General features: G+C 42.7%; 21 protein-coding genes and 1 tRNA gene. 16 read left to right on the top strand and 6 right to left on the bottom strand.

Annotated elements, in window-relative coordinates:
* Window positions 1-42 precede the first annotated feature (42 nt).
* From CVV54_01560 to CVV54_01505, 12 genes are all read left to right on the top strand, one after another.
* The gene (locus tag CVV54_01560) at window positions 43-1,146 is read left to right on the top strand and encodes a hemolysin D (protein ID PKL05527.1); all 1,104 of its coding nucleotides are present in this window, start codon (window positions 43-45) and stop codon (window positions 1,144-1,146) included.
* Window positions 1,110-3,908 (top strand): multidrug ABC transporter ATP-binding protein, encoded by a 2,799-nt coding sequence (locus CVV54_01555; GenBank protein ID PKL05526.1) that lies wholly within the window; start codon window positions 1,110-1,112, stop codon window positions 3,906-3,908. Before CVV54_01560 ends, CVV54_01555 begins: the two co-directional genes overlap by 37 nt.
* A 2-nt stretch (window positions 3,909-3,910) precedes the next feature.
* A complete protein-coding gene (locus tag CVV54_01550) occupies window positions 3,911-5,035 on the top strand; it encodes a hypothetical protein (protein ID PKL05525.1) in 1,125 nt (374 codons plus the stop codon).
* Window positions 5,036-5,276: 241 nt separating this feature from the next.
* Window positions 5,277-5,477 carry a CsbD family protein gene (locus tag CVV54_01545; GenBank protein ID PKL05524.1) on the top strand — a complete coding sequence of 67 codons (201 nt, stop codon included), beginning with the start codon at window positions 5,277-5,279 and terminating at the stop codon, window positions 5,475-5,477.
* A 64-nt stretch (window positions 5,478-5,541) separates the two neighbouring features.
* Window positions 5,542-6,135, top strand: coding sequence for a superoxide dismutase [Fe] (locus CVV54_01540; GenBank protein PKL05523.1), 594 nt, complete (start codon window positions 5,542-5,544; stop codon window positions 6,133-6,135).
* A 651-nt stretch (window positions 6,136-6,786) separates the two neighbouring features.
* A tRNA-Met gene (locus CVV54_01535) sits at window positions 6,787-6,863 on the top strand.
* Window positions 6,864-7,501: 638 nt separating this feature from the next.
* On the top strand, window positions 7,502-7,939 hold the full coding sequence (locus tag CVV54_01530) for a potassium transporter TrkA (protein ID PKL05522.1): 438 nt from the start codon (window positions 7,502-7,504) through the stop codon (window positions 7,937-7,939).
* Window positions 7,936-8,604 (top strand): potassium transporter TrkA, encoded by a 669-nt coding sequence (locus tag CVV54_01525; protein ID PKL05521.1) that lies wholly within the window; start codon window positions 7,936-7,938, stop codon window positions 8,602-8,604. Before CVV54_01530 ends, CVV54_01525 begins: the two co-directional genes overlap by 4 nt.
* Window positions 8,605-8,671: 67 nt before the next feature.
* Complete coding sequence (locus CVV54_01520; protein PKL05625.1) at window positions 8,672-10,084, top strand: potassium transporter; 1,413 nt, start codon at window positions 8,672-8,674, stop codon at window positions 10,082-10,084.
* The gene (locus CVV54_01515) at window positions 10,081-11,574 is read left to right on the top strand and encodes a sensor histidine kinase (GenBank protein PKL05520.1); all 1,494 of its coding nucleotides are present in this window, start codon (window positions 10,081-10,083) and stop codon (window positions 11,572-11,574) included. The genes CVV54_01520 and CVV54_01515 overlap by 4 nt, the downstream gene beginning before the upstream one ends.
* Window positions 11,567-12,253 carry a DNA-binding response regulator gene (locus CVV54_01510; protein ID PKL05519.1) on the top strand — a complete coding sequence of 229 codons (687 nt, stop codon included), beginning with the start codon at window positions 11,567-11,569 and terminating at the stop codon, window positions 12,251-12,253. The genes CVV54_01515 and CVV54_01510 overlap by 8 nt, the downstream gene beginning before the upstream one ends.
* Before the next feature lie 196 nt (window positions 12,254-12,449).
* The gene (locus tag CVV54_01505) at window positions 12,450-13,079 is read left to right on the top strand and encodes a hypothetical protein (GenBank protein PKL05518.1); all 630 of its coding nucleotides are present in this window, start codon (window positions 12,450-12,452) and stop codon (window positions 13,077-13,079) included.
* Window positions 13,080-13,398: 319 nt separating this feature from the next.
* On the opposite strand, the gene CVV54_01500 is transcribed toward CVV54_01505, so the two are convergent.
* From CVV54_01500 to CVV54_01485, 4 genes are all read right to left on the bottom strand, one after another.
* Window positions 13,399-14,442, bottom strand: coding sequence for a hypothetical protein (locus CVV54_01500; GenBank protein PKL05517.1), 1,044 nt, complete (start codon window positions 14,440-14,442; stop codon window positions 13,399-13,401).
* A gap of 103 nt (window positions 14,443-14,545) precedes the next feature.
* Window positions 14,546-15,682, bottom strand: a complete 1,137-nt coding sequence (locus CVV54_01495; GenBank protein PKL05516.1) for a hypothetical protein — start codon at window positions 15,680-15,682, stop codon at window positions 14,546-14,548.
* Between the two features lie 776 nt (window positions 15,683-16,458).
* Window positions 16,459-18,963, bottom strand: a complete 2,505-nt coding sequence (locus CVV54_01490) for a hypothetical protein (GenBank protein ID PKL05515.1) — start codon at window positions 18,961-18,963, stop codon at window positions 16,459-16,461.
* A gap of 89 nt (window positions 18,964-19,052) precedes the next feature.
* Entirely contained in the window at window positions 19,053-20,687 is a 1,635-nt protein-coding gene (locus CVV54_01485) for a hypothetical protein (GenBank protein ID PKL05514.1), read from the bottom strand.
* 438 nt (window positions 20,688-21,125) lie between these two features.
* On the opposite strand from CVV54_01485, the gene CVV54_01480 reads away from it, so the two are divergent.
* Complete coding sequence (locus tag CVV54_01480; GenBank protein ID PKL05513.1) at window positions 21,126-22,148, top strand: hypothetical protein; 1,023 nt, start codon at window positions 21,126-21,128, stop codon at window positions 22,146-22,148.
* A 293-nt stretch (window positions 22,149-22,441) separates the two neighbouring features.
* Window positions 22,442-22,741, top strand: coding sequence for a hypothetical protein (locus CVV54_01475; GenBank protein PKL05512.1), 300 nt, complete (start codon window positions 22,442-22,444; stop codon window positions 22,739-22,741).
* 103 nt (window positions 22,742-22,844) lie between these two features.
* Here CVV54_01475 and CVV54_01470 read toward each other — a convergent pair whose 3' ends face one another.
* Window positions 22,845-23,057: a hypothetical protein gene (locus CVV54_01470; GenBank protein PKL05511.1), complete on the bottom strand. Its 213-nt coding sequence runs from the start codon at window positions 23,055-23,057 to the stop codon at window positions 22,845-22,847.
* A 39-nt stretch (window positions 23,058-23,096) separates the two neighbouring features.
* Window positions 23,097-23,720, bottom strand: coding sequence for a D-alanyl-D-alanine dipeptidase (locus CVV54_01465; GenBank protein PKL05624.1), 624 nt, complete (start codon window positions 23,718-23,720; stop codon window positions 23,097-23,099).
* A 786-nt stretch (window positions 23,721-24,506) separates the two neighbouring features.
* Between CVV54_01465 and CVV54_01460 the strand changes: the two genes are divergently transcribed.
* Both CVV54_01460 and CVV54_01455 read left to right on the top strand, forming a co-directional pair.
* The gene (locus CVV54_01460; protein PKL05510.1) at window positions 24,507-25,055 is read left to right on the top strand and encodes a hypothetical protein; all 549 of its coding nucleotides are present in this window, start codon (window positions 24,507-24,509) and stop codon (window positions 25,053-25,055) included.
* A gap of 210 nt (window positions 25,056-25,265) precedes the next feature.
* Window positions 25,266-26,039, top strand: a complete 774-nt coding sequence (locus CVV54_01455) for a hypothetical protein (protein PKL05509.1) — start codon at window positions 25,266-25,268, stop codon at window positions 26,037-26,039.
* Window positions 26,040-26,092: the final 53 nt, after the last annotated feature.

The raw sequence follows: 26,092 nt of genomic DNA, 5'->3' as shown, positions 1-26,092 counted from the left end.
AATAAAATTGAATTTTCACTGCTGAGGGGAGAAAAACTCTAAATGCCAAAGCCTGAATTACAAAATGCAATACAGCCCAAAAGGAAAAGAAATATCTTTATCCTCGGTGCCATTGCAGCTGTTGCGCTGGCAGCAGCAGCAGCGGGCTGGATGATCCTGAAGCCCTCAAATAATCGTGAAGGATTTGTCAGCGGCAATGGCCGCATTGAGGCAACTGAAATCAACATAGCGACAAAACTTGGAGGACGAGTGGTAGAGATAATGGCAAACGAAGGTGATTTTGTAAAAAGCGGGCAGCTGTTGGCAAAGATGCAGGTCGAGGTGCTTGAAGCACAGCGCAATGAAGCTCTAGCCCAAAAGGCGCAAGCTATAGCTGCGGTCGTCGGAGCCGAAGCCCAGGTCGCCGTGCGAAAAAGTGACGTTGCTACTGCAGGGGCTGTTGTCCGACAGCGCAAAAGCGAACTGGACGGAGTTCAGAAACGTTATGAGCGTTCTAAAGTCCTGATGGATGAAAATGTGATATCTGTACAGGAATTTGACAATATAACCTCAGAATTTGAGGGACAAAAGGCTCAGCTTGTTTCTGCCCAGTCCCAGGTCATAGCTGCCAGGGCAGCAGTAAATGCAGCAGAGGCGCAGGTCGTCAACGCCAGATCCGGTGTTGCTGCCGTGCAGGCAACAGTTGCCCGTATAGAGGCTGATATAGAAGACTGCCATTTGAAGGCTCCGCGTGACGGCCGCATACAATTTCGCGTTGCCCAGCCCGGAGAAGTACTGCCTGCAGGAGGGACCGTACTCAGCCTGGTTGACCTCAGTGATGTATATATGACCTTTTTCCTTCCTGAAACAGTGGCAGGTCAGGTCGTACTTGGGAGCGACGTCCGAATAATACTGGATGCGGCACCAGATAAAGTCATCCCTGCTCAGGTCTCCTTTGTCGCCAGCGTGGCACAGTTCACCCCAAAAACGGTGGAGACAGCCAGTGAAAGGCAGAAGCTGATGTTCAGAGTCAAAGCAAGAATTTCTCCTGAATTACTGAATAAACACTTAACAATGGTGAAAACCGGACTTCCGGGTGTAGCGTGGATCAAATTAAATTCCGAGGATGAATGGCCGGCAGATCTGGGAATCAAGGTGAAAGAATGATCCCTGAGCTGAAGGCCTCTTCCACTGTTGCGACCCTGACTGATATTTCGCAGAGTTACGGAAAAAAACTTGCGCTGGATAATGTTTCATTAAACATTCCGGCAGGCTGCATGGTTGGACTGATAGGACCTGACGGGGTAGGCAAGTCCACGATGCTGTCGCTTATTTCGGGCGCGAGGGTAATTCAGCAGGGGCAGATAATGGTGCTTGAAGGCGATATGGCAAGCAAGCGTCATCGTCATGACGTATGCAACCGCATTGCGTACATGCCGCAGGGACTCGGAAAAAACCTTGCTCCGACTCTGTCTGTTGAGGAGAATCTTCAGTTTTTTGGCAGGCTGTTTGGTCATGGCGCAGATGAACGCCGCCGCCGCATAGATGAATTGTGCCGAAGCACCGGTCTTACTGACTTTATGGATCGCCCGGCAGGTAAGTTGTCCGGTGGAATGAAGCAGAAGCTCGGACTTTGCTGTGCACTGATACATGATCCCGACTTTCTTATTCTGGATGAACCGACTACCGGCGTCGATCCCCTTGCACGTTCGCAGTTCTGGGACCTAATTAACCGCATACGGGGCGACAGCCACGGAATGAGCGTGATCGTTGCAACTGCATATATGGACGAGGCCCAGCGCTTTGACTGGCTTATTGCTATGGATTCCGGGAAGATCCTTGCAACAGGCACGCCTGACGAGCTTCTCGAGCGAACTAAATCCCGTTCGCTGGACGAAGCCTTCATTGCCCTGCTCCCCGAGGAAAAACGCAAGGGCTACAGCGAGATCGTCATTCCGCCTTTTGTCATGGACGAAAATTCTGGAACTGCCATTGACGCAGTCGGTCTCACAATGCGCTTTGGCAAGTTCGTTGCCGTTGATCACGTAAGCCTGAAGATCACCCGCGGGGAAATATTCGGATTCCTTGGCTCAAACGGCTGCGGCAAAACGACCACTATGAAAATGCTCACCGGATTGCTGCAGCCTTCAGAAGGTCGGGCCTCTCTTTTTGGACACAAAGTCAGTGCGAAAAACATAGATACTCGGCGCCGCGTAGGTTACATGTCCCAGCTCTTTTCCCTCTATACAGAACTATCCGTTCGCCAGAACCTTATACTTCATGCAAGACTTTTTAAAGTTCAGAAAGATAAGATCCCCGGCCGGGTAGACGAAATGGTAAAGCGCTTTGGTCTGGGAGAAGTTCTCGATGCGATGCCGGATAATCTGCCCCTGGGGATCCGCCAGCGTCTTTCACTTGCTGTGGCAATGGTGCATAAACCTGAACTGCTTATCCTTGACGAACCTACCTCAGGGGTCGATCCGATCGCACGCGACACTATGTGGCAATTAATGATAGACCTTTCAAGAAACGACCATGTCACGATATTTGTCTCCACACATTTTATGAATGAAGCAGAACGATGTGACCGGATATCCCTCATGCACTCGGGAAAGGTCCTTGTCACTGACGTACCTGCTGACCTCATACGGAAGCGAAGTGCTGCGACCCTGGAAGAGGCTTTTATCAGTTACCTGAAAGAAGCTGATTCAGATGACGAGGCTGTTCTTTCTGCCTCTGTCACAAAAAAGCGACCGGCTAAAAATCCTGACCATAATGACAGCGGCCCGGGAAATAATAAATGGTTCAACTGGAAACGTGCCTGGAGCTACTGTATTCGCGAATCACTTGAAATAATGCGTGATCCTGTACGTGGAGTTATGGCACTGTTTGGAACTATTATCCTCATGTTTGTCATCGGATACGGCATAAGCCTGGATGTAGAAAACTTAACTTACGCGGTTCTTGACCGTGACCAGACGGTGCTGAGCCAGAATTATTCACTGAACCTTTCAGGATCAGGATACTTCATAGAGTATCCCCCTATAGCAAATTACGAGGAACTGGAACGGCGCATGAGATCAGGAGAACTCAACATGGCCATTGAAATACCTCCTAATTTTTCCCGCGATGTGAAACATGGAAAAAATGTACAGATAGGGGCATGGGTGGATGGAGCCATGCCTATGCGTGCAGAGACAGTAGGAGGTTATGTACAGGGCATGCACCAGAATTGGCTGGAGGAGACGGCAATGAGACAGCCCCTGCAGACAGCGGGAGGGCATTCAGCAGTGATCGAAACCAGGTTTCGCTACAATCCCGACGTAAAGAGCCTTCCGTCAATGATACCGGCTGTCATTCCAATGCTGCTCCTTATGATCCCTGCAATGCTCACAGCGCTGTCGGTCGTAAGAGAGAAAGAGATGGGATCAATTCTCAACCTTTATGTGACACCTGTAAGCCGTGCCGAATTCCTCATAGGAAAACAGCTGCCGTATATAGCCATAGCAATGCTTAACTTCGTAATGATGACTCTGCTGGCTGTAACGGTATTTAACGTTCCGATAAAGGGCAGCCTGATGGCAATGACAATAGGAACACTCTTTTTTGTCACATTTTCCACAGGCATTGGCCTCTTTTCTTCAACGTTAACGAAGAGCCAGATCGCAGCTATGTTCATGTCAATAATTATTACCATGATCCCGGCTATCCAGTATGCAGGAATGATAAATCCTGTCTCCTCCCTTGATGGGATAGGATTTTATGTCGGACACATCTATCCGGCGACCTACTACATTAGCATTTGCAGGGGAGTGTTCAATAAAGCTTTGGGTTTCTCCAGCCTGTATCCCTATTTGTTTTATATTTTAATCTCTGTACCGGTCATAATGACCCTTTCGATATTGCTTCTTAAGAAACAGGAGTCCTGAAAATGCCAAGTCTGAAACATATTTATCGTCTGGGGATTAAAGAACTTTGGAGCCTCGCGCGTGACCCAATGATGCTGTTTCTGATCATCTTCATGTTTACCGGTCAGATATACATCGCTGCGACTCTGATGCCAGAGACACTGAACAATGTTTCTATTGCCTTTGTCGATGAGGATGATTCCGCGCTTTCAAACCGCATCATTTCCGCCTTCTACCCACCGCAATTTATTTCTCCTGTGCTGATCCCCCTTTCAGCGGTAGATCCCGGACTGGATGCCGGCGAATACACATTTGTACTGGATATCCCTCCGGATTTTCAGAACGACCTTATTGCAGGAAAATCACCGGCAATTCAGCTTAACGTGGATGCAACCCGTATGACTCAGGCATTTACAGGCAGCGGTTATATCCAGCAGGTGATCTTCGGAGAGGTCAGTGAGTTTGTTCAGGGTTACAGAATAAGCACAGAACCAAAGGTAAGCCTGGCACTTCGCATGCGTTACAATCCTAATCTTGAACAGTCCTGGTTCGGAGCTTTGTCTGAAATTATCAACGGCCTCACCATGCTCTCAATCATACTTGCCGGAGCCGCCCTTATCCGTGAACGTGAACACGGCACGATCGAACATCTGCTTGTAATGCCTGTTACGCCGATTGAAATAATGCTGTCCAAGATTTGGTCCATGGGCCTGGTCGTTATAATCAGCGCAGGAATATCGCTGACAGTCGTTGTACAGGGTCTTTTAAAAATTCCTGTCCAAGGCTCTGTTTTGCTCTTCTTATGTGCAGCAGCGCTTTGCGTTGTTGCCACGACTTCAATGGGTATTTTTATGGCCACTGTGGCGCGCTCAATGCCCCAGTTCGGGATGCTTTCTCTGTTGGTACTGCTGCCGTTGGAGCTGCTTTCAGGAGGCCAGACCCCACGGGAGAGCATGCCGGAGTTTGTTCAGAAAATTATGTTGGCCGCGCCAAGCACACACTTCGTTGCTGCCGGGCAGGGGATCCTTTTCCGGGGTGCGGGTATTGAGGATGTATGGATAAATTTTCTTGCTATGGCGGTGATAGCGGCTGTATTCTTCATGATCGCGCTGAATAGATTCCGTAAAACCATCAGCCTGATGGCTTAGTGGATACTTCTATCTCTGATATCCAACAATTAAACATTTAACAGCAGTCCTGTCAGATTTAGGTATATTCGGTTATTGAGTCTATGTTAGTGATGAAGTAAATTTTGCAATTGACAAATTTTTTGAATATTTTGATTTTTATTTACAATTTTTTGACTATATTTTACATTGTTGTTATAATATGAAAATATGTTAGCAGTGTTACATATGCGTCGCTAAATGAAGGGTTGGTGTATGGATCATGAATGAAGATGTTCTCAAAGGGAAATGGCATGAGATTCAGGGAGATGTCAAAAAGACCTGGGGTAGGTTTACTGATGATGAAGTGATGGTGATAGACGGAGAAAGTGAAAAACTTGTGGGTCTTCTTCAGACAAAGTATGGCTACGCAAAAGAAAAAGCCAATAAAGAGTTAGACGATTTTATTAACAGCCACAAATAGTATTTAGAGTGTTTCAATTTAAATTATAATTAAAATACAAAACAAAAAAGGATGGTCTGATAAAATGATTATGCTGCCCAAACTCCCATACGGAAACGATGCGCTGGAACCCCATATCAGTTCCAAAACTATGGATTTTCATTACGGCAAGCACCATAATACCTATGTTGAGAATCTGAACAAACTCATTGAAGGCACTGAATTTTCGCAAGAAACACTTGAAAACATAATAAAAAATACTTCAGGCAGAGATGACAAAACGGCTGTTTTCAACAATGCCGCACAGGTTTGGAACCATACCTTCTACTGGAATTCGATCAAGCCTGCAGGAGGCGGTATTCCTTACGGTCCCTTGGGGGAGAAGATTAATCTGGATTTTGGAAGCTACGAGATATTCGCCAAAAAATTTAAGGATACGGCTCTAGGTCAGTTTGGAAGCGGTTGGGCCTGGCTTGTTCAAAAAGATGGCAAACTGGAAATCATCAAGACTTCCAACGCAGACACACCTATCGCCAAAGACGTTAAGCCCCTTTTAACGGTAGACGTATGGGAGCACGCATATTATCTGGATTACCAGAACAAACGCGCAGATTATCTGGATTCATTTATCAAAAACCTGATAAACTGGGATTTTGTGAACGCTAACCTGATTGCTTGAATGAAATAGTAAATCGAGGTTTCTAAGATAATCAGAAATGTAAGACTAAAAGCAACTTTCTGATGTTTTTTTGCGAGAATTTATGTGTTTCGTCTTACAAAGATAAACGTAATAAGGTTGTTTCAGTTAGTATCGGGCACAACGAGTGGACAGCGTCTACTTGTTTAAGCTCTATAGACTCTTGAATATTCTCATTCAGAGCAGCGAGGCCAGTCGAAGGGTTGCTCATTTTTATTTTCATCCTCTCATTTTATCTTTATTAGAGGGGATGACATTTTCCCTGACGAGTTACACCATGACAATATCGCTGATCAACAACACACAGTTATTTCTGGGTGTTGCTTTATTCAGGAAACTGAGTTAAAATCTTCTGCGTGACGCGGGAAAACGCACATAAACCGTATTTTTTGACAGGCGGGTTTAAACAGGGGCAAGAATTGTAACTAGGCCTGAAAGCTGATCGAACTTTAAAAATGTACTCTACAGTGCAAAAATCGATTGGCAATCGTTGTTTATACATTCTGCTTACAGGCATAAATCGGGAGATCAGAACTCTTGCTCAAGAGGACTGACTAACGGGTAGCTTGATGAAGTCATGGAGCCTACGGACTATGTTAATGTTGAAAAGATTTTGATCCCGCTAACATTTTTGGCGCTGTAGCTCAGCTGGCTAGAGCATTCGGTTCATACCCGACAGGTCACCGGTTCAAATCCAGTCAGCGCCACCAATTTTAAATAAAAACCTCCGATATTGTTCGGAGGTTTTTTTAGTGGTGCGCCCGACATGTGCGCAGACTAGACGGTGAAAGACCGTAAGCGTCGTAAGGTAAGCGTCAAACCATCCGTACCTGTGAGTAATAATATTCTTCACCTAAAGTCTCTCCAGCAAGTTACCATAAGGGTGAGATTTTTTATGTTTGATCACCGAGGCAAGCAGATTTATCTCATATGCGGCTCTACGGATATGAGCAAGGGAATAGATGGTCTGTTATCTATTGTGGATCGTAAGCGTCAAACGGTGCCTGTCGTATGTATGGATTACTTTTGTGAAGTACCCCAATCATCCTTACACGCCTAGATAATTAAATATTTGACTATGGGTCCCAAAACGAGCCTCTTTTCCATTTGGAGTCCTTAATACTGAATTGATCTATACAGCAAATGCTTTCTTTGCATGATGCGGGCCATTCATCAGGATGTTGCGCATGAAGGGTACCTTATTGAGAACTAAATTCTGCACTATTAATTATTTTTAAAAACCAATCATATTTATCTTATTTTTATACAAAAAGAGAAAATCATTACACAATATTTATACGGTTATTTGTATTATCTTAAAAGAGATTAATATACAGGAGGATTTGTGATGTTTTTTAAAAAGAGCGAATACATCATAGTAACAGGTTCGGGGCGTTTTGGTTCCGCGATAGCTGATTCGCTCTCTCTCAGTGGATTTGATGTAACTGTTATAGACAAAGACGAAAAATCTTTTAGCCACCTCTCATCATCGTACGGCGGATTTCAATCAGTCGGAGACGCAGCAGACATTGATGTCCTTCGTACAGCAGGGATCGAGAGGGCAAGCATGTTGATCGCCTGTACTAACAACGATAATGTTAACAGCCTCATAGCGCAGATCGCCAGCAGGATTTTCAATGTCAAAAGAGTCTTCGCCCGTTTAGGTGAAAAGGATAAAGTAGATCTTATTCTGGGTCACAATATTGTTCCTATTTGTCCGTTCGAACTTTCTCTGGAAGATTTTTGGAAGAAAAGTGGGGTTTCAAGGGAGGAAGAACATAAATGAAAATTGTAATAGCAGGAGGGGCTACAGAATCAGAATTTCTCGCTGAAATGCTGATCCGAAAAGGCCACACAACAGTGCTTATAAATGAAGACAAAAACTTTTGCGATTTAATGGCCTCTAAATTTAAGGAGCTAATGGTAATAATAGGCGACCCAAGAAATCTGTCTGTATTATTTGAAGCTGAGATAGAAAGATTTGACATAATGATCTCTCTTTGCAGTGAAGATGCCGACAATCTTTCTATATGCCAGATGGGGAAGAAAATGCTTGGCATTGAAAAAAATTTGTGTTCTGTTACAAATCCTAAAAATGTACAAATTTTTGCAAAACTTGGCGTTGATCATGTAGTAAGTTCAGCTTACCTGATTGCAGAAATGCTGAAAAATGCAGCCGTTCTTGAAAACATGATCCAAGCCTTGCCAATAGAAGAAGGGAAAATAGTTTTAGGCGAGATCATTGTAAGTCAGGAGAGTCCTGCTGCTAACAAATATGTTAAAGAAATCAAGGAAATACCCGAAGACAGCATAATATCATGTGTTATAAGGGATTCAGGAATAATTATACCAAAGGGTAATACTATGATCCTGCCAGGAGATAAGCTGATAATGTTATCTTCGTCTAAGGCAGCAGAAGCTTCTGAGCTTGCTTTGTCCGGAAGAAAGTGACAACTTGAATTACATTGACAGAACATTTTCATTAAAAACAATACTCGGCATCATAGGTAAATTGTGGATGTTAGCTGGTTTCGTTATTTTGCTGCCTTTGTTCACGCTTTTTTTCTTTCCTGAAGAATTCAATATGGCAAACTGTTTTATAGTACCGGGAGTAATGACAATATTGATCGGTTATTTGACCAATTTGCTTTTGTCCCAAAAGAGGAGAGAACGACTCAAAAAAAATGATGAGGCAGTAATTGTTTTTTTAGGTTGGCTGTCAGTAATTTTTGCAGGATCTCTGCCATTTGTCTTATCAGGAGATTATTCATTATCACAGTCGGTATTTGAGGCGGCAAGCGGTTTTAGTACCACAGGGCTTTCTGTTGTAAATGTTGATAATGCTCCAAAAATATTCCTTATGTATCGCAGTATCATGCTCTTTTTTGGTGGAATTGGGCTGATCCTTGTAGTCACAAGTATTTTGCCTGATATTTACAGTATGCGCCTATATACGGCTGAAGGACATACAGATCTTATGATGCCAAATCTGGCAAACTCTGTGCGTACTGTAATTTTGATCTATGTCGGTTACGCAACAGCCGGTACAGTGCTATATTATCTGTGTGGAATGGGATTTTTTGATTCGCTGAACCACTCAATGTCAGCGATATCGACTGGGGGTTTTTCGACTAAGTCAGCAAGCATAGGATATTATGACAATCCGAAAATAGAGCTTGTAACTGAAATACTGATGATTTTGGGTGCAACCGGATTTCTTGTCCACCTCCTGCTGTTGAAAGGAAAATTCAGGGTACTATTCAAGCATTGTGAAATCATGCTGACTATCCTTTTGATATCTTTGTGTACACCGGTTTGTGCTTTTCTTATGCTTGAAGAATTTTCAGGCAATCTGTCTTTTGCCGTCAGGCAATCGTTATTCCAGGTCATTTCAGCTTTGACCACTACGGGGTTTCAAACGGTCTCTTCTTTTGAAAATACAAGCCCGCCATTGATGTTTATGTTTACTCTGCTGATGCTTATTGGTGGGGGAGCCGGATCTACTGCAGGCGGTATTAAACAGTTCAGGATCTGGATAATGATGAAACAAATATGGTGGAATATTCAGTTAAAATTCGGAGACAGACACATAGTAAGAATTAATAAAATTGAACGTATGGGAGTCAGAGAAATAATTAGTCCGGAATATCTTAATGAGGTCAATGTTTTTGTAGTCATATATTTATTAATTTTTCTTTTAGGATCTTTTGTTTTGATGCTTTGTGGCCATAGCATTGGCGATTCTATGTTCGAATTCGCTTCTGCGCTTGGTACAGTCGGATTTTCTGCCGGTCTTGCTTCTTCGTCTGCGCCGCAGGTCGTTCTTTGGACATCAACGATTGGAATGATCTTAGGCAGATTGGAAATTTTCGTGATACTTATGGCAGCGATAAGGATAAAAAGCGGAATAAAAAAACCATTCAGGAGATGAATATGACGAGACTCAACGATGTGCAATTTAGCGAAGATCCCCATGTTAATGACTTGTTAAAGTCTTTGACAATAATAATCCTCGCCACTCTGATTTCTTCAACACTTTACGACATAGGGCTCCGTGTTGAGAATATTCTCATGATATACGCAGTTTCTATTCTAATAATAGTGACCGAAACACAAAAACTGCTTTGGGGAGTCCTGTCCGCAGTCTTATGTTTGCTATTGTTTAATTTTTTCTTTACGGAACCTCGTTACACATTGATGATGGATGATGCAAACCACTACGCTTCCCTTGCAATATTTCTTGCTGCAGCCTTTTTGGTCAGTACTCTTACCACCAAACTTAAAAACCAGGTTGAAATTTCCCGTAAAAATGAGGAAATGACAAACAAACTATATAAAATGGCAAGCGGCTATCTTAATCTTTCAGATAAAGATGAACTGGTGAGGTATAGTCAAAATTGCATAACTGGTCTTGTCTCTAAGAAATGCAGGATATATCTGGCTGAAGAAGCAAAAGAGTCTTTTGAGGAATTACGCTGGTGTTTCGGAAATTCTATCCCTTGCGGATTTCGCGAAGTTAAGTTTCGCAGTAGTGATAAAAGGTGGCTGCCAATTAAAAGCAGCCACAACACAGTAGGTGTGTTGGAAATTCAAATGGAAGGGAAGGAACTTTCAAAAGAAGAGGCATTGTGTTTACATACCGCCATGAGCCAAACCGCACTTGCCCTTGAACATAATATTATGAGACAGACAGAAGAGGAAAACCGTTTGGAGATAGAAAAAGAAAAACTCAGGAGCAATCTGTTAAGAAGCGTTTCGCATGACATAAGGACGCCGCTGACATCAATAGCCGGAAGTGCCTCATTTCTCGCAGATAGCTTTGAAACGCTAGATAAAGAAAGTACAAAATCACTCCTTTGTGATATAGAGAGAGATGCTTCATGGCTAAACGACATGGTATCAAATTTACTAAACCTCACCAGGATCCAGGACGGAAAGATTCCAATAAAAAGGAGCAATGAGGTCGTTGATGATGTTATCAATGCGGCAGTTGAACATTCCAGCAAGCATTTGGGTTCACACCGTCTTTCAGTTGAAAAACCCAAAGACATCATGCTTGTCCCGATGGACGGTCAATTGATAACACAGGTTCTTGTAAATCTTTTGGACAATGCACTGAAACACACTGATCCGGAAAGTTCGATAATTGTCAGAGTTAAAGCAAGAAAAAACAAAGCGGTCTTTGACGTTATTGATGATGGACCTGGCATACCGAAAGATCTGAAGGAAAACATATTTGATAATTTTGTGACAGGAAATGCCGGCAGTGGGGATATGGCAAGGGGAACCGGACTCGGGCTTTCTATTGCAAAATCCATAGTTGAAGCTCACGGAGGCACTATAAGCGTTAAGAATCGCCCCTCTGGCGGCACGGTTTTCTCTTTTTGGCTTCCTTGTGAAGGGGTGAAAGAAAATGATTGACATCCTTATCATTGAGGACGATAAAAGTATTCAAAACTTTCTCAAAGTTGCGCTCAGAACACATGGTTACGCATGTTCAATAGCCCCAAACGGGCTTTCAGGTATTTCAGTCTTTCTTTCTGAAAGGCCATCTCTTGTGATTTTAGATCTTGGTTTACCGGACATAGATGGAGCAGAAGTTCTTAAACAGATACGCGACACATCGGAAGTTCCTGTAATAATTGTTTCAGCCAGAGGAGAAGAAGGAGAAAAGGTTAAAGCACTTGACATGGGAGCAGATGATTATATTACAAAACCATTTTATATCAACGAACTTCTTGCAAGAATAAGGGTGGCATTAAGACACAAAAAAAATGAATTGGAATCAAAAAAGGTGTTTGAATCCGGCCAGCTGAAAATTGATTTCGAATGCAGAGAAATTTTTGTTAACGAAGCACAGGTGCACTTGACTCCGATCGAGTATAAAATACTCTCGCTCCTGGTTGAAAATTCTGGAAAAGTGCTTACCCACAGGCACATACAAAAAGAAGTCTGGGGAACGGCAACTACTGATGATTACCAAACGCTCAGAGTTTTTATGGCAAACATAAGAAGAAAGATCGATAACGATGGGCCGGGGCGTCGACTAATAACGACAGAAGTAGGAGTTGGCTATAAATTCAGTGAAAATGCCGGATAAGAATGAATTGACAAAATAATAACCGGCACAGATACATCAAAAAAAAACAGATCTTTGCTGCAAATGCTTATCTTTCCCTATGTAATAATAGAGATGCGGCATATCAGATAGTTAAAATATAATCAGGACATTGATGAAACCAATCATCCTACTGTATTTATGAAAAGGCCAAAAGAAAAGAACTGGAGGTGTTTTTATGAAGGTTGGACACGTTGCTGTAATTTCTTTGTTATTGCTGGTACTTGCAGTGGGTGTAATAAATATTGCTGAAGCTTCAGAGAACAGATTGGAAGGCATGGTCACCGATCAAAACGGAGCCCCGGCAGCAGGTGTCGATGTCAATATATGGGACGGCAAAACCTTAAGACAGGCTGTTTCTAACCGGGAGGGTAAATTTTATGTTTCAGGTATTGCTCCGGGAACTTTTTTTGCAGTACGCATGACGAAATCTAATTCCGAAACAGTCCGCATGGGGGGTCTTAAGTTTCCTGAGAATGAAAACCTTTCGCTGACAGCCGAATTTGCGAAGACATCACCAGGATCAGATTACATTGTAAGGATTCCTTCCAACCCTTCGACCGGTTATTCCTGGACAGTTATAGTAACGGGCCGGGAAGATATTCTTTCTTTCAACGAAAAAATAATGGAGCAGCAGGATGAAAAAAGCGAAGTGGGAGGGCACGCGAAAGGAAGTTCAGGAAACGAAATATGGAAGTTCAACGCGCTTGCCACAGGGAAATCAGACCTTCTCCTTGCTTACAGGAGGTCCTGGGAAGGATCTGTCGCGCCCGTTAGATACCACATCTGTTCAGTGACAGTAAGATAGGTCAAACAACAGACCGTTTTCGCTTTTGTTTGAAGAGATAATTGATTGCGCCGCTAAAATGGATTTGACAGCACAGATCATTTTAGCGGCGAATTTTAATGTCCAGGTGGTTTCTTTACTTTTGCCTGTACTGAAAAAGTGGAAACGAAGCTTTAAAAATTACTCAAGCTTTGAAGCAAAGAAATAGTAGTATCAAGGCGGGGTGACAATGTTTCAAGCCTATTATAAGAGACCCGAATTTTGAGGAGAGGCCGTTCAGGCAGCAGGACAGAACGATCGTCAACGATAGATATGATAATCGATCTGTCCTGCCTGAAGGTTAAAGAGTTCTTATTCTGTCAAGAAAAGTTTCAAGTTTATCTGGTGATGGGACCCTGAGCCGTACCGAAGTGTCGTCCAGGCTGAAAAAACCGCTGCCGGCTTCGCACGAAATACCGACTGATGCGAGCCGGACGGCGAGATTACCGCTTTTTTGGGAAAGAAGCAGTATTGGTACACGAATATCAGTATCCGCGACACTAAATCCGTCTTTTTCCTTAAGTACATTCATTACGGCTGTCTTTGCAAGCTGGACGTAGCTGCGTGTTTTATCGAGGAATTCCCTCTCGCGAACAACGCTGATTCCCATCAGGGCATCTGCTGTGCCTAAAACAAACGGAGGCTGTGCTTTTCTGAAAAGAGCAGACAGCATACTGTCATTTGAAACCGCGTATCCTATGCGCAGACCTGCTGCGCCAAGCCCCTTGGAAAAAGACCTGCAGGTAATCAGATTTGGGTAATTCAGCATGATTGTTGATTCTTCATCAGAGAGATAATCACCGTAGGCTTCATCCGAAATTATCCATGAACTGTTCTCCATTCCTGCCGCAGCGAGCTTTTCTACATCTTTCAGCGCTGTTACCTGTCCAGTTGGGTTGTTTGGTCTGTCCAGGTAGATGACACACTGGTTTTCTTTCATTATTTCCAGCAGCGGTTCAATGCTGATCCTGTAGTCAGGTGCTTCAAGCTGCACCGGATGATAGGCTGCTCCGTTGCAGAGGCACTGTACGACCGCATCTGTAAACTGCGGGGAGATTCCGGATAAAAACGTACCTTTAGAGATCAACAGACGTGCGAGTGTCACTAAGATCCCCATTGACCCTCCTCCGATAAGTATTTGGTCTGTACTGAGTTTCCATGCCTGATGTGCACAGGATATTTCATTTTTCAAGTCGTATGGCTCAGGGTCAGGGTAATCGCAGAGATTACAGAAGTCCGGTGAAAGAATAAGACTCTTAAGGCACTTTGGGGCACCCAAGGGGTTTGTGCCAAGCGAACAGTCTATTATTTGTAGGTCCTCAGGGTACCTGACAGGGTCACTCATAGCATAGCTGCGCTGTTCCGCTTCAATTAGTGTTTCCGAGAATTTTGGTTTCCAGATGAGAAGCACCCCATTTCATATTAAATGAATGCCTGAGGCATTTATTTTACTTAGAAGCCTTGCCGTGTTCGTATATTTTGTAGACTCCAATTGTGCAGAGTGCTACACCCTGAAGAATAAAGAATATCCAGCTTATAGTGCCGTAGCCCTTTGCTATAAGGGCAATAAGACCGAAATTTGAGATTATCAGCCCAATTGCTGCCAGAACCGTGCCTACCGCGCCTCGGGCCAGATTACTCATCCCCGTGCCTCTTTTGGCAACAAGCGTTGAATTTATCCGTTCGTTTATAGAATGGAAGAACCCGACGCCTGTTTCTATCATTGTCCCGAAAAGAGTGATCAGCCATGCAGCAAGCAAAAACTTAACCCCCAGCTTTGCAACGATACCGTTTATCGGAATTTCCATGCCCAAGACATCAGGATAGAAGCCGGACATGACCATGTGAAACATAAGTGCGGGTGCAATGCAGATCAATGATGCTACTACGCCTGATATTATTGCTTCGCGTCTTGTTTTAATATAGTTAAGTGAAAAAAGTATCGTTGATACGACCGCGATATTATAAAAAGCGTATTTGAATCCGCCCATCTGCCAACCCGGTTTTACTATATCTGCTGCAAAGTTTGCCGAAATTGAACCGCCGAATTTCGTGATGGTTATAAATAAAAGACAAAAATAAACTGCATACAGCAAATATGACCACCAAGACATCACTATTTCTATAAGTTTGCTTCCGCTGTAAGTAAGGTAAGCGACCATTATCAGAAATATCCCCGATCCTATTATGGGCGGAAGGTTGAAAGTATCTCTTAGAATACTGCCGGAGGCTGCGCCGACTACACCCATTATCAGGAAAAGGAGGACTATAAACGATGCCTCATAAATAACCCAGCCCTTGCCTATAAGCTTCTCAAAAAAAGTGCGATAATCGTAGGCTTTAAAGACGCGTGCAAATTCAAAACTCAATGCAAAAAGCACTGCCCATAAAACAGCGGTCAGCCCCATTCCCATAAGTCCGCCTGTCGGGCCGTATTGTACAAAGTATTCGACCAATTCACGCCCCGTGCCGTATCCTCCGGCCACCAGCACGGACTGGGCAATGAATCCAGGCAGCAGATATTTTTTGTACCAGTCGTAATTCATAAAGAACGTAAGAATATTGATTTTATTTTCATTTGCCATTAGTTTAACTTCCTCTCTGCTTTTGAAATTAAATTGGAATTGAAAGCGTGTTATCCGCTGCGGTCTAAAAATGTTGCTCCATTCTGTTTCTATAAATCCCTCCCTAAGATACAAACCATTCACAATTAGCCAGAATTTTACACATAGCAGACAGAGCTATTCTTTCTGATAGGATTAGTCAAATATCAAATTTCAGTTAGCAAAAGCGATGTTTGCTGTTTTTAGCAGTGCAAGATCGTATTTATGCATAAAAAAAGGCCCCGCCGTATAAAAAACGGCAGAGCCCGTACTGACTACAAATTGAGGTATTTTAACCGTCATAATCAGAGGGGATTCCGCCGTGGATATTAAAATAATAAAACCAGCAAACTGTAAAAATCAAGCATAAGTCGTATCTCACTGAATCCACCTCCAACTAATTAAATCTTAATTTAATAATTATTTTGAGTGAACCTATTGATCATTTAGCTAATTGGGTGTTATTGTAATTTTGCATTATATTTTTGTCAAGGCATATTAACATTGATTGGCATGTGTTGTTGGCCATTGTTAGTATCACCCGAAATCTCATTTGAGAACATATCAAAGTCATGATATGGTTAATAACTTTTATATTAATACTTCAATTTATGTGCAGTCGGTTCGTGCGTCCATTATCAGCATAACAGCTTGCAGCAGTTATAATACTCACCAATAATTGTGCAACGCTGTTTAGAAGAGTCCTTGATGTTTTTCGGAAAGAGTGAAGTGAAGCTAAATTCAATTTTTCCCTGGGATCAGTTTTTTTCTTCCCCAAGGACGCTCTCGATGAATATGTTCGCGATAATAGGATCAAACTGGCTTCCTGAGTTTCGCCTGATTTCTTCTATGGCCTCTTCTTTGGACAGTGCTTTGCGGTATATTCTGTCTTCAGTCATGGCGTCGTAAGCGTCAGCGACAGAAAGTATCCTGGAAAGGAGAGGTATATCCTCGCCCTTCAACCCTCTCGGATATCCCATTCCATCCCACCTTTCGTGATGCGAAAGGATGTAATCGGCAATTCTTGACAGCTTATGTGATGCCCTTGCAATTCGATAGCCTATTTCAGGATGTTTTTTCATAACGATCCATTCTTCTTCGGTCAGCTTTCCGGGTTTGTTCAGGATCTTATCATCAATTCCGATCTTGCCAATATCGTGGAGCATTCCCAAAAGCTGGAGCTCTCCAAGGTCCTTCTCCATGAGGTTGAGCATCCTGCCGGTCCTTGTGGAGAGTTCTGCAAGTCGCTCTGCGTGCTTTTCAGTCTCCTGTGATTTTTCGTAAACTGTTGTCATGATGGATGAGATTATGTCGCTGTAAGAGCTCTGCTGTGAAAAAAGTTTTCTGTTTCTCAAATATTCATTGGCAGTTTTTAACATTTCTTCGACAAGCACGAGCTCTTCCTCTATTGTGGAGTAACCCATAGATATATTTATTTCCGGCGATTTAGATCTGTTGTTCTCATTGTATCTGACACATGCCTCTTTAATTATGTCGAGCAGTTTGTGAGCTTCCGCGTTACCGGTCTGCGGCATTATGATCCCAAATTCATCTCCGCCTATCCTGGCGGTGATATCCTTTTTCCTGCTGCAGCTCTGGATGATCCTTGCTGATTTTGTTATTACCAGGTCACCCTCATACTGTCCGAAAGCCTCATTTATTAGGTGAAGTCCGTTTATGTCGGCTATCAGGACAGAGAGAGGCAGGTATTCTTTTCTGTTCATATCAGACAGTTTTTTCTCAAAATACTGTCTGTTGTACAAGTCTGTAAGATGATCGTGATCATTTATGTACTGGATCTCTTCCTCTTTTTTCTTGAGGTTTGATATATCGATGATTATCCCTTCTATTGCTTCTACGCTTCCGTCGCGGCCATAAACGCCCTGTCCTGTTTCAAGCACCCATTTGCTCTCTCCTGACGCAGTTGTTATGAAGTATTCGCTCCTGAAGGTGCTGTGCTGTGCGAGGATCCTTCCCCATTCAAGCCAGAGCATCTCCCTGTACTCTTCTTTGATAAGGTCATTAAAGGATAGGTCTTTGCTGTTTACCAGGTTTTCCGGTCTGTATCCTGTTAGTTCATAGCATCCTTCTGAAACGAAAAGCAGAGTCCACTTTCTGTCATAAAGGCATCTGTAAGCCATTCCGGGCAGGTTTGAAAGAAGCACAGATTTGCTCCTTTCACTTTCTTCCAGGGCCTCTTTTGCTATCTTTCTCTCATTTATGTCCTGGATGATCCACATGTACAGCCGGTCATCTTCCCCGGCTTCGGCAAGAGCCGCTACTTCGAAGCTAATCCAGGAGTATGAGCCGTCAGATCTCATAACTCTTTTTTCAATAGAGTATTCGCTGAGCTCTCCTTTAGTGAACTTTTCGTATTTTTCGATATTTCGGGACAGGTCATCCGGATGTGTAATTTTTTTCCAGTCACAGCCTTTAAGTTGCTCCTTTGACCATCCGATTATCTTCTCAAAGGTTGGGTTTATCTCAGAGAAATTCCCGAACCTGTTACCTGCTGCTATACCAACAGGTATCCTCTGGAAGACATTTTTCAGAAGGTACTCGCTTTCCTGCAGTTTTTCACCGATAGACTGTATACAGACATTTTTGATGATGATCATGTAACCAGCGAGAAGGAGTATAAAGAGTACCAGGACAGTCATAGTTGAACTTAAGACCCTCTTCATTGCCTCTGCCCTGAGATTTTTAGTGTAATAATCTATGCCAATAACGGCTGCGGCATCACCTTCTATGTCATCCAGTAAAGGGGCATATACGCTGGTTATTTCCCCGTCATTGTGGACAGAAGCAGCGGGAGAGGGAGTCTCTCCTTCAAAGAACTGCAGAATGTGCTCTTCTTTTTCATCAGGGAAGATAGTTGTATCCGCAGCGTTGTTCATCTCTTCCCTGTTTCCAGAATCAACAAGGTAGTGTAACTTACCGTCTTTTTTTGTAAGAAGGTATGCGGATGAAACTTGGGGAACAGAGTTCTCCAGCTTTTGTAAGCTCTTTTTTAAAAATATGTACCGGTCATTATGTTCAAGGTCGTTTGTTTGATATAGGGAAGAGATCTGGTCCTGAGATATAAAAGCTCCTGTTGATTTCGCCAGTATTACGGCATAAGACAACTCCCTGGCCATGTATTCTTTCCAGGTGCTGTAGATGTGGTTAGCTGCAAAAATAAAAAATATCAATGAAGCCGCCAAAAAATATTTATTAAAAGCACTGTTGTTCAGGCGCATAGATCCTACCGTCTTTTTAAACATAAATAAAATCACCCAAGTTGTTTGCAGGATGGTGATATATTGAAGAAACCGTTAAATTATATTACAAAAAGGAGCTTGTGAATAGTGCGTCAAAGCTCGGCGAGTGATTTATTCACCTGTTTGCGACTGTACATTTTCATGTCTGCTTTGCATAGGGCATCCTCTAATGAAGTTTCGGTGTCTTTTACAGTTGAAAAACCGATCGATATGTTGATTGCTAAACCGCTCTTGTCTGAATTGTAATCGTTGAAAGTCTCGGATATTCTTTCGATAACAACCAGCGCTTCTTTGTTGTCTGCTCCCGGGAGAATGACAGCAAATTCGTCTCCGCCTATCCTTGCGATAAAATCTTCTTTGCGCAAAGATGACTGGAGGAGCTGTGCAGTTTTTTGGAGTACTTCATCTCCCTTTGCATGACCATAAGTGTCGTTTATCGTTTTCAGATAATCAAGGTCGCACATGAGAAGCGACAAAGGTCTATGGCGGCTCACCTGAGATCTTTCCAACATAGCATCGAAAAAGGCCCTGTTAGGAATACCTGTAAGATGATCATAGAGACTTAAATGTACAAGTTTCTTTTCTTTTTCTATGCTTTGGTCGATATTCCTGGTGTTGCAGATAAGAATATCCTTGCCGTTAACATCGCTTGTCTTGGAAATAGTTACTCCGTACCAGTGTAAAAAGCCGTCACTGTGCTTTATTTTAAAAGTACGATATTCGATCTTATCGCTCTTGAAGGCTGAGCTGAATGGATTTTTGTCTTCGTCAGACTCATTCTTTTTAGCCATGAAAAATTCAAAAATGTTTTTGTGAGTGAGGTCCTCTGGTTTGAAACCGCATATTTTTTCACAGTTAGGAGAGATATAACTGATCTTTTCGTCACTGTCCACAGTCAGGATCATATCTGCAGCATTTTCTATGTAGGTTCTGAATTTTGTCTCGCTGAGTCTCAGTTTTTCTTCCATTTCTTTTTTTGCGCTGATATCTTCACTGATGCACATTATAACGTCCTTTCCGTCACCAAAAACATCTGAGCCGGAGGCGGAGACAGCAGCATGATAGGTTGTACCGTCTTTTCTTTTGTGGATAGTATCAAAAGTGGAGTGGATCTCTGAGAGGTCGGCGAACCCCTGCCTTATCGTATTTTCATCAATAAGATATTCCCAATCCCATGAATGGAGATCAGTTATCTCGTTTTGTGAGTATCCGATCATTTCACAAAAACGATCGTTGGATTCTATCACTTTGTGATCCTGTCCGATGATTACGATCCCGAGGTTGGCATTATCGACCAGGTTACATATTAGTATATAGCGCTTATTGAGCAGGTTTTCTCTGTTTCTGAACTCGGTAATGTCAATAAATATTGAATAACCTCCGATAATTTTTCCGTTATCTTTTATCGGGCCCATTCTTACCTGAAGAATACGAATATCTTCTCCCTGGGGGCTTTTTAGAGTGATCTCCTTATTCAGAATCTTATCATCAAATACTGATAAAAAGCTTCTGTTGTCATCTTTGTCTGTTATCAGGTCAAAAATACTTCCTTGTTTTTGTGCCGCTGAATAGAGGAGCGCAAGGTCATCAAAATGTTTGTTTGATCTGACAATGTTAAGGTCAGTATCAAATAAGGCTATGGCCTCTTCTGTAAAGTGGAACATAGAGTCATAGGCTGAATTGACAAAGGAGTTTTCTTTGTGCCGGTCATGCAGATTGCGATTCATAATATATTTATCTTCCTTTTTTTGCAGCCGTGAAGTTATTTATTATAAATTACAGTACTTGAAGAACAACGTCAACAGTAAACACCGCTTAAAAAATAAAATATGATCAGTTAATGATATAAATAATAGTCGTAGTAATACTTTTATCTTTTCTAAAGAAAAAGACATTACAAAAAACAATAATATGTTTTAAAGTAAGCATCGCTGTTTTGTTGTAAAAGGCCTCAATGATCTATAAAAAAGAACAGGAGCTGCAGCGGGTTTTTGCAGAAAAACAGATATTTATATTTTTTGAAACGCTAACACAAAATCCACACAAAAATCACACATTTCTGTCATAAAATATATAGATAACAGTGAGATATATTCGAAGAGTGGCATGTTGATTTTAATTGTCTATGCCATTTTATGGCTTTGCTGCAAAGGGGTGTTTTGAAGATGAAGTCACGAATAATTTCTATCGCAGTGATGATATGTCTGTTTGCTGTACCTGCGGCACAGGCGGCACCTTATTCCGGACACAGGCCAGGGCATCACCCGGGACCTCCGCCAAGACCGATATTCCGTCCTTACTTTCGGCCGGGATATTACGACTATCCCCGCTACAGGAACTATAGGTACTACAATAACAATGACATATGGATCAGTCTTGGAGCAGGATTGCTCATAGGAGCAATGGTTTCAAACATGAACAGGACCCCGCAGTATTCCCCGTCTGCGAATGCCCCATTTTCAAACCCAAGCAGGAACGACTATTCCTATTCCAACAGTTATGAGCGTGAAAGACAGATAAGCGACATTAAGACAAGAATAAGTGAAAACGCAAAAACAGAGGCAGACCGTGCTTCAAAAATGGCTTCAGAGTTTGGAGCAGAACAGGCTGCTGCACTTATTGCGAAAACCTGGGATGGAGAGGGAAAGAGGACAAATATTGACAAAAGGAGTGGACTGCAGGTATTAAAAGTCACGGGTTTATATGATGGCAGTCAGATCTCTTATACTTTCCTTCCTGAGAACAGAAAGGTATATGTCCGCATATCAGTTCCGGAATATTCACTTTCAGCGGAGGAGAGCGATTATTATTCCGGGCCCGCAGGCCAGGCAATACCGGCTCCTTCGGAGGGAATCCGTCAGGTACCTGTAGCCCCAAGCTATACTCCTGCTGCGATTATCGTATCTGATCAGGGAGATACCCTGCAATATGCCGGGTTTGAACTTGAAAGAACGATGCGAAGCCCTTCCGGACATATGATCATCAGGGAAGTCGGCAAGGGGACTGCGGCATACTATGCCGGCATAAGGCCGGGAGATGTATTGCTGAAGGTGGATGTATATGAAACCAGAAACTTCGATCCAGTCTGGTTCATGGACTACATTTCAAACAGACACCAGTCAAAGTCATTGATAACATTATCGATCTCCAGAAACGGAGCAGAGAAAAGATTTGAGATCCAGCTTTAAAAATTAAGGCGCGCTGGTTGCCCGTTTTTTATAAAATAAAAACGGACAGGAACGTATAAGGATGGGAGGTCTTATAATAGATCTCTCATCTTTTTTTACCCTGAATTTTCAGATATTGTCCGATAAAAATGAAAAAGTAAGAGAAATATGGTATCCTAAAAAGACGGTACTCCATTTTTACATCAAGGAAGTTTATAATAGATAGGTTGAAAAAATTAAGCTGGAACGATAAGGGGTTTAGGCAGAAGGCAAAAACAACTGGCTTTTCCCTGTTGAGAACAGGAGAATATATTATGCTGTACGATGAAGCAAAAAGGATCAACGAAGAGATAAGAGAACTGTGCAAAGACTCGAAGCACCCTTCAAGAACTATGGCAAAAGAGGTATTGAGGGCTCTGAATTCCGAGCTTGAAAAAATCCGCAAAAGGTCAAAAGGTGGTGGCGGTGGAGGCAGATTTTCCGCTGGCAGCATGGATCAGGCGCAGATCTTCAATATGGAAAAGCTCAAAAGTTTTGATGTGCCGGCCAAGTATGAAAAGCAGTTGCTCAAGGCTTTGGAAAAAGCCAAAGAGTACGCCGGAATAGAAGACTGATCATAAACAAAAGAAATATATGCTTTTGATCCTAAATTATTAACTAAAGAGGCATCCCCTTTGGGGTGCCTCTTTAGTTTGCCATTACTTTCTGGACTGATCATCATTTCATGTGCTTGATAAAAGTCCTGTACATTATGTAAACATATGTCACAAGAAATACCAGCCACAGGAAGAGCGTGTGGTCAATAAAAAAGCTTGCGAAATATGTGCCTATCAATATACCAAAAACAAGGACCGTAGTTTTAAGGAAGAAGTAGTCCCAGAACGTATACCTGTTGGCCGCTTTGATGATCCTGTCGATGAATTCAAACATGCTCATCCCTCCTTAGTGCAATTATGAACCGGAAATAATTCATATTTCCTCGAATCTCAGGTTCATGATCGGATATTTCTTCCACTTCCGGTAGTCGAAATGCCACCATTCGTTGTGAAAGACCTTGAAACCCTCTCCTTCCATTATTACACGAAGCTTATCCCGCAGCTCTCGTTGCTCAGATGTTCCTCCCGGATAATCAGGGTGGGCTCGAATTGAAAATTCATCATATCCGCTTCCCATATCAAGCGTTTTGCCAGTTTTGAGCTCGTAGAGTCCAACGTCCACAGCGCCTCCTCGGTTGTGTCTTGAACCCTGTGACGGGTTTGCCACAAAATCCTTTTGGTGGTCAGGTGTGGCATCATAAAACATCTTTGTCACGTACCAGGGTCTGTATGCGTCGTAGACGATCAGTCCGTAACCATATTTAGAAAATTTGCTGTTTGCCATTACCAAGGCAGCTGCAGCTTCCCTTTGAAGAAAAGCACGCGGCTGATCATAGAGGCGGATACCCATGAAGTTATTCTCTGTTGCGTAACGGATATCTGTTTTTATTGTGGGGTCTATGCTTATCAGCTCGATGAGGTCCGGTTTAAAAAATTCTCCGGGCTCAGCAGGAGGCTCGGCAGCCAGTGCGCGTTTCCTAAGCACCTCTTCTCCCATGAGGGGCTTGATCTTGAATGTCCTGCCCCTTTCAACGTCGAAAAATTTTCTCTGGAATTCTTTTCCGGCGACAAGCAGAGAAGATCCATTGCCACCTGCATCTATGGTGAACTCGGTTTTCAGCCGTTCATTTTTCATCGGACTGTTGTTCAATAATAAGTACTTATTTCCCCCTGTTTGTATGAGCGGAAAACTTGTATATGTACTAAACATTTTTTCCTCTTCCTTCTCAGTATCGCAGAGGACCTCAAGTATTCCATTGTTCTCTCTTACTATCAGCCTTTCCTGACCTGAAATATACATGCCAAGCAATGATCTGCTCTGTAGGATCTCAGAATGTGATGGTAATGGGACCCCAAGGATGACGAGTGAAGCCAGCGTAAAAATTAAACTCTTAATAAACCGTGCTTTGAACTTGTACATAATGCTGCCCTCCATTTCGTGACCTTTGCATATATAATATTTTACCTCACACGACACCTCTTTACATCGGTGAATTAACTTTATCAGGCGATCCCTTTAAAACAAGGGGCAGTGGAGATGTTAAAATTGTCATAGAAGTCATCGGTTAAGAAGGTGCCTTGGGAGTCCATTGCAAACAGATCGGTAATCAAGATCAGAAAGACAGCTTCATAGGGGAGCTAAGCATGTGTCTGCCATAACCGACCCAAGGCTTTTGATCTCTGCGCATGATGCAGGCGATCATTCTGCAGAGGCTGCCCGGGACAGGGGTGAAAAAGGCCACGGCTTTTATGTTTTCATAGTAGAGGAGTACAGGAAGATCCCATGGATAACAATAAAAGCACCTTGAGATTACTCAAACTTATTTGCCTGATCCCTCTCTCAATTTTCATCATTCTCTCATCAGGGCATGAGATACTTCATGCTGCTCCCGAAAGCGTATCCCCCGGCCTTTCCTGCAAAAACGATACCCTGTGGCTGAAGATAGTCAAGGGAGAACACACCTTATATGTTATGAAGGGCGATGAAACGATCAGGAAGTACCCTGTTGCAGTTGGAAACAATTCGGGACAGAAAGAGCGTCCCGGGGACAAGAGGACTCCTGAGGGCAGTTTTGAAGTATTTCAGATACAGAATTCAAGAGGTTGGAAACATGACTTCAGGGATGGCAAGGGCATGATAAAGGGGGCATACGGTCCTTGGTTCATCCGATTAAAAACTCCATGGAAAGGCATAGGTATCCATGGTACACATGATCCGGATTCGATCGGGAAAAACGTCACAGAGGGCTGTATAAGGCTCAAAAACGCGGATCTGACAGAATTGAAGGAGAACTACATCAGAGTGTCGATGAAAGTCATGATCATTAAGTAAAGGAAAGTTTCTATATCAAAACATAAAAACTTGAACGAGCAATAATAAAATGGATGATTTTCAGAGTAGAATATACATTTGGATGGACTTTTATGTAGATTCTTCAGAGAAATAAAATATGGAATATTACGAGATGGTTCTTGCACATAATACCAATTTGAAGTATTTCCTGGGTGGTAGAATGTTCGAAGATGCCGACTGCAGAGAGGATTGATAGACATAATGCACGTTTCTGCTGACCTTTTAAAAGCTCGTTCAACGTACCTTTTTGTTTTTTTGTTCGTCATTGCAGCATTGTTTATTTTTCCATCAATATCAGGTGCGCAGGAGCGCATAGAAGAAAAAGTTGGGAAGCTTCTGGTAAAAGAGTTCGACCCTGAAAAACTTACAGTCCAGGCGACAGGGGGAGGGAGCTTCCTTTATGCCAAGGCGACGGGGATAGTTATCAAAGGTGTAAGGATAGAGAGCGTTTCACTCTATGCAATGATGAAAGAGCCTCCAAACGAAATTAATGAAAATGATGAAAACCATAAGTACAAGCTTGCAGACCTGATCCATTACTCAAGGGGGGAAGTCGTGCTCCTTGAAAAAGATTTTACCGAGTACACGAGTAAAGAGATGGAAGACATTAAGGGATTCAAAAACCTTGAATGCGATTTTTCAAAGAACGGCATACGTGTCTCAGGATCGTACGTTGCAACATTCCTTTTTACATTCAACATAAGGATGGAGGTCCTTTCCAAACTCTCCTTTAACGAGAAGGGCCTTTGTCTAACAGACACCACGCTCTTCGTTGCGGGAGTCAAACAGCCTGAATACTTGACTTCACAGCTTCTTCAAAGAATAAACCCGCTAATAGAAAGGGAGAGGATCCCTTTCCCTGTAAGAATATCAAAAATAGATTTTAAAGACGACAGGATAGTAATAACCGGGAACCCCCAGCCACTCAAAGATTCAAACGTATGGAACTACAGCAGATCATGACAGGGGACTTACGGTGCTGATTCAGACTTAAATAAAGTTAATATTCTGCAGGC

The sequence above is a fragment of the Synergistetes bacterium HGW-Synergistetes-1 genome, from assembly GCA_002839185.1.
GTDB lineage: Bacteria > Synergistota > Synergistia > Synergistales > Synergistaceae > Caenicola.
Note: the sequence above shows the minus strand (reverse complement) of the source record. Positions and strands in the feature narration are given on the sequence as shown.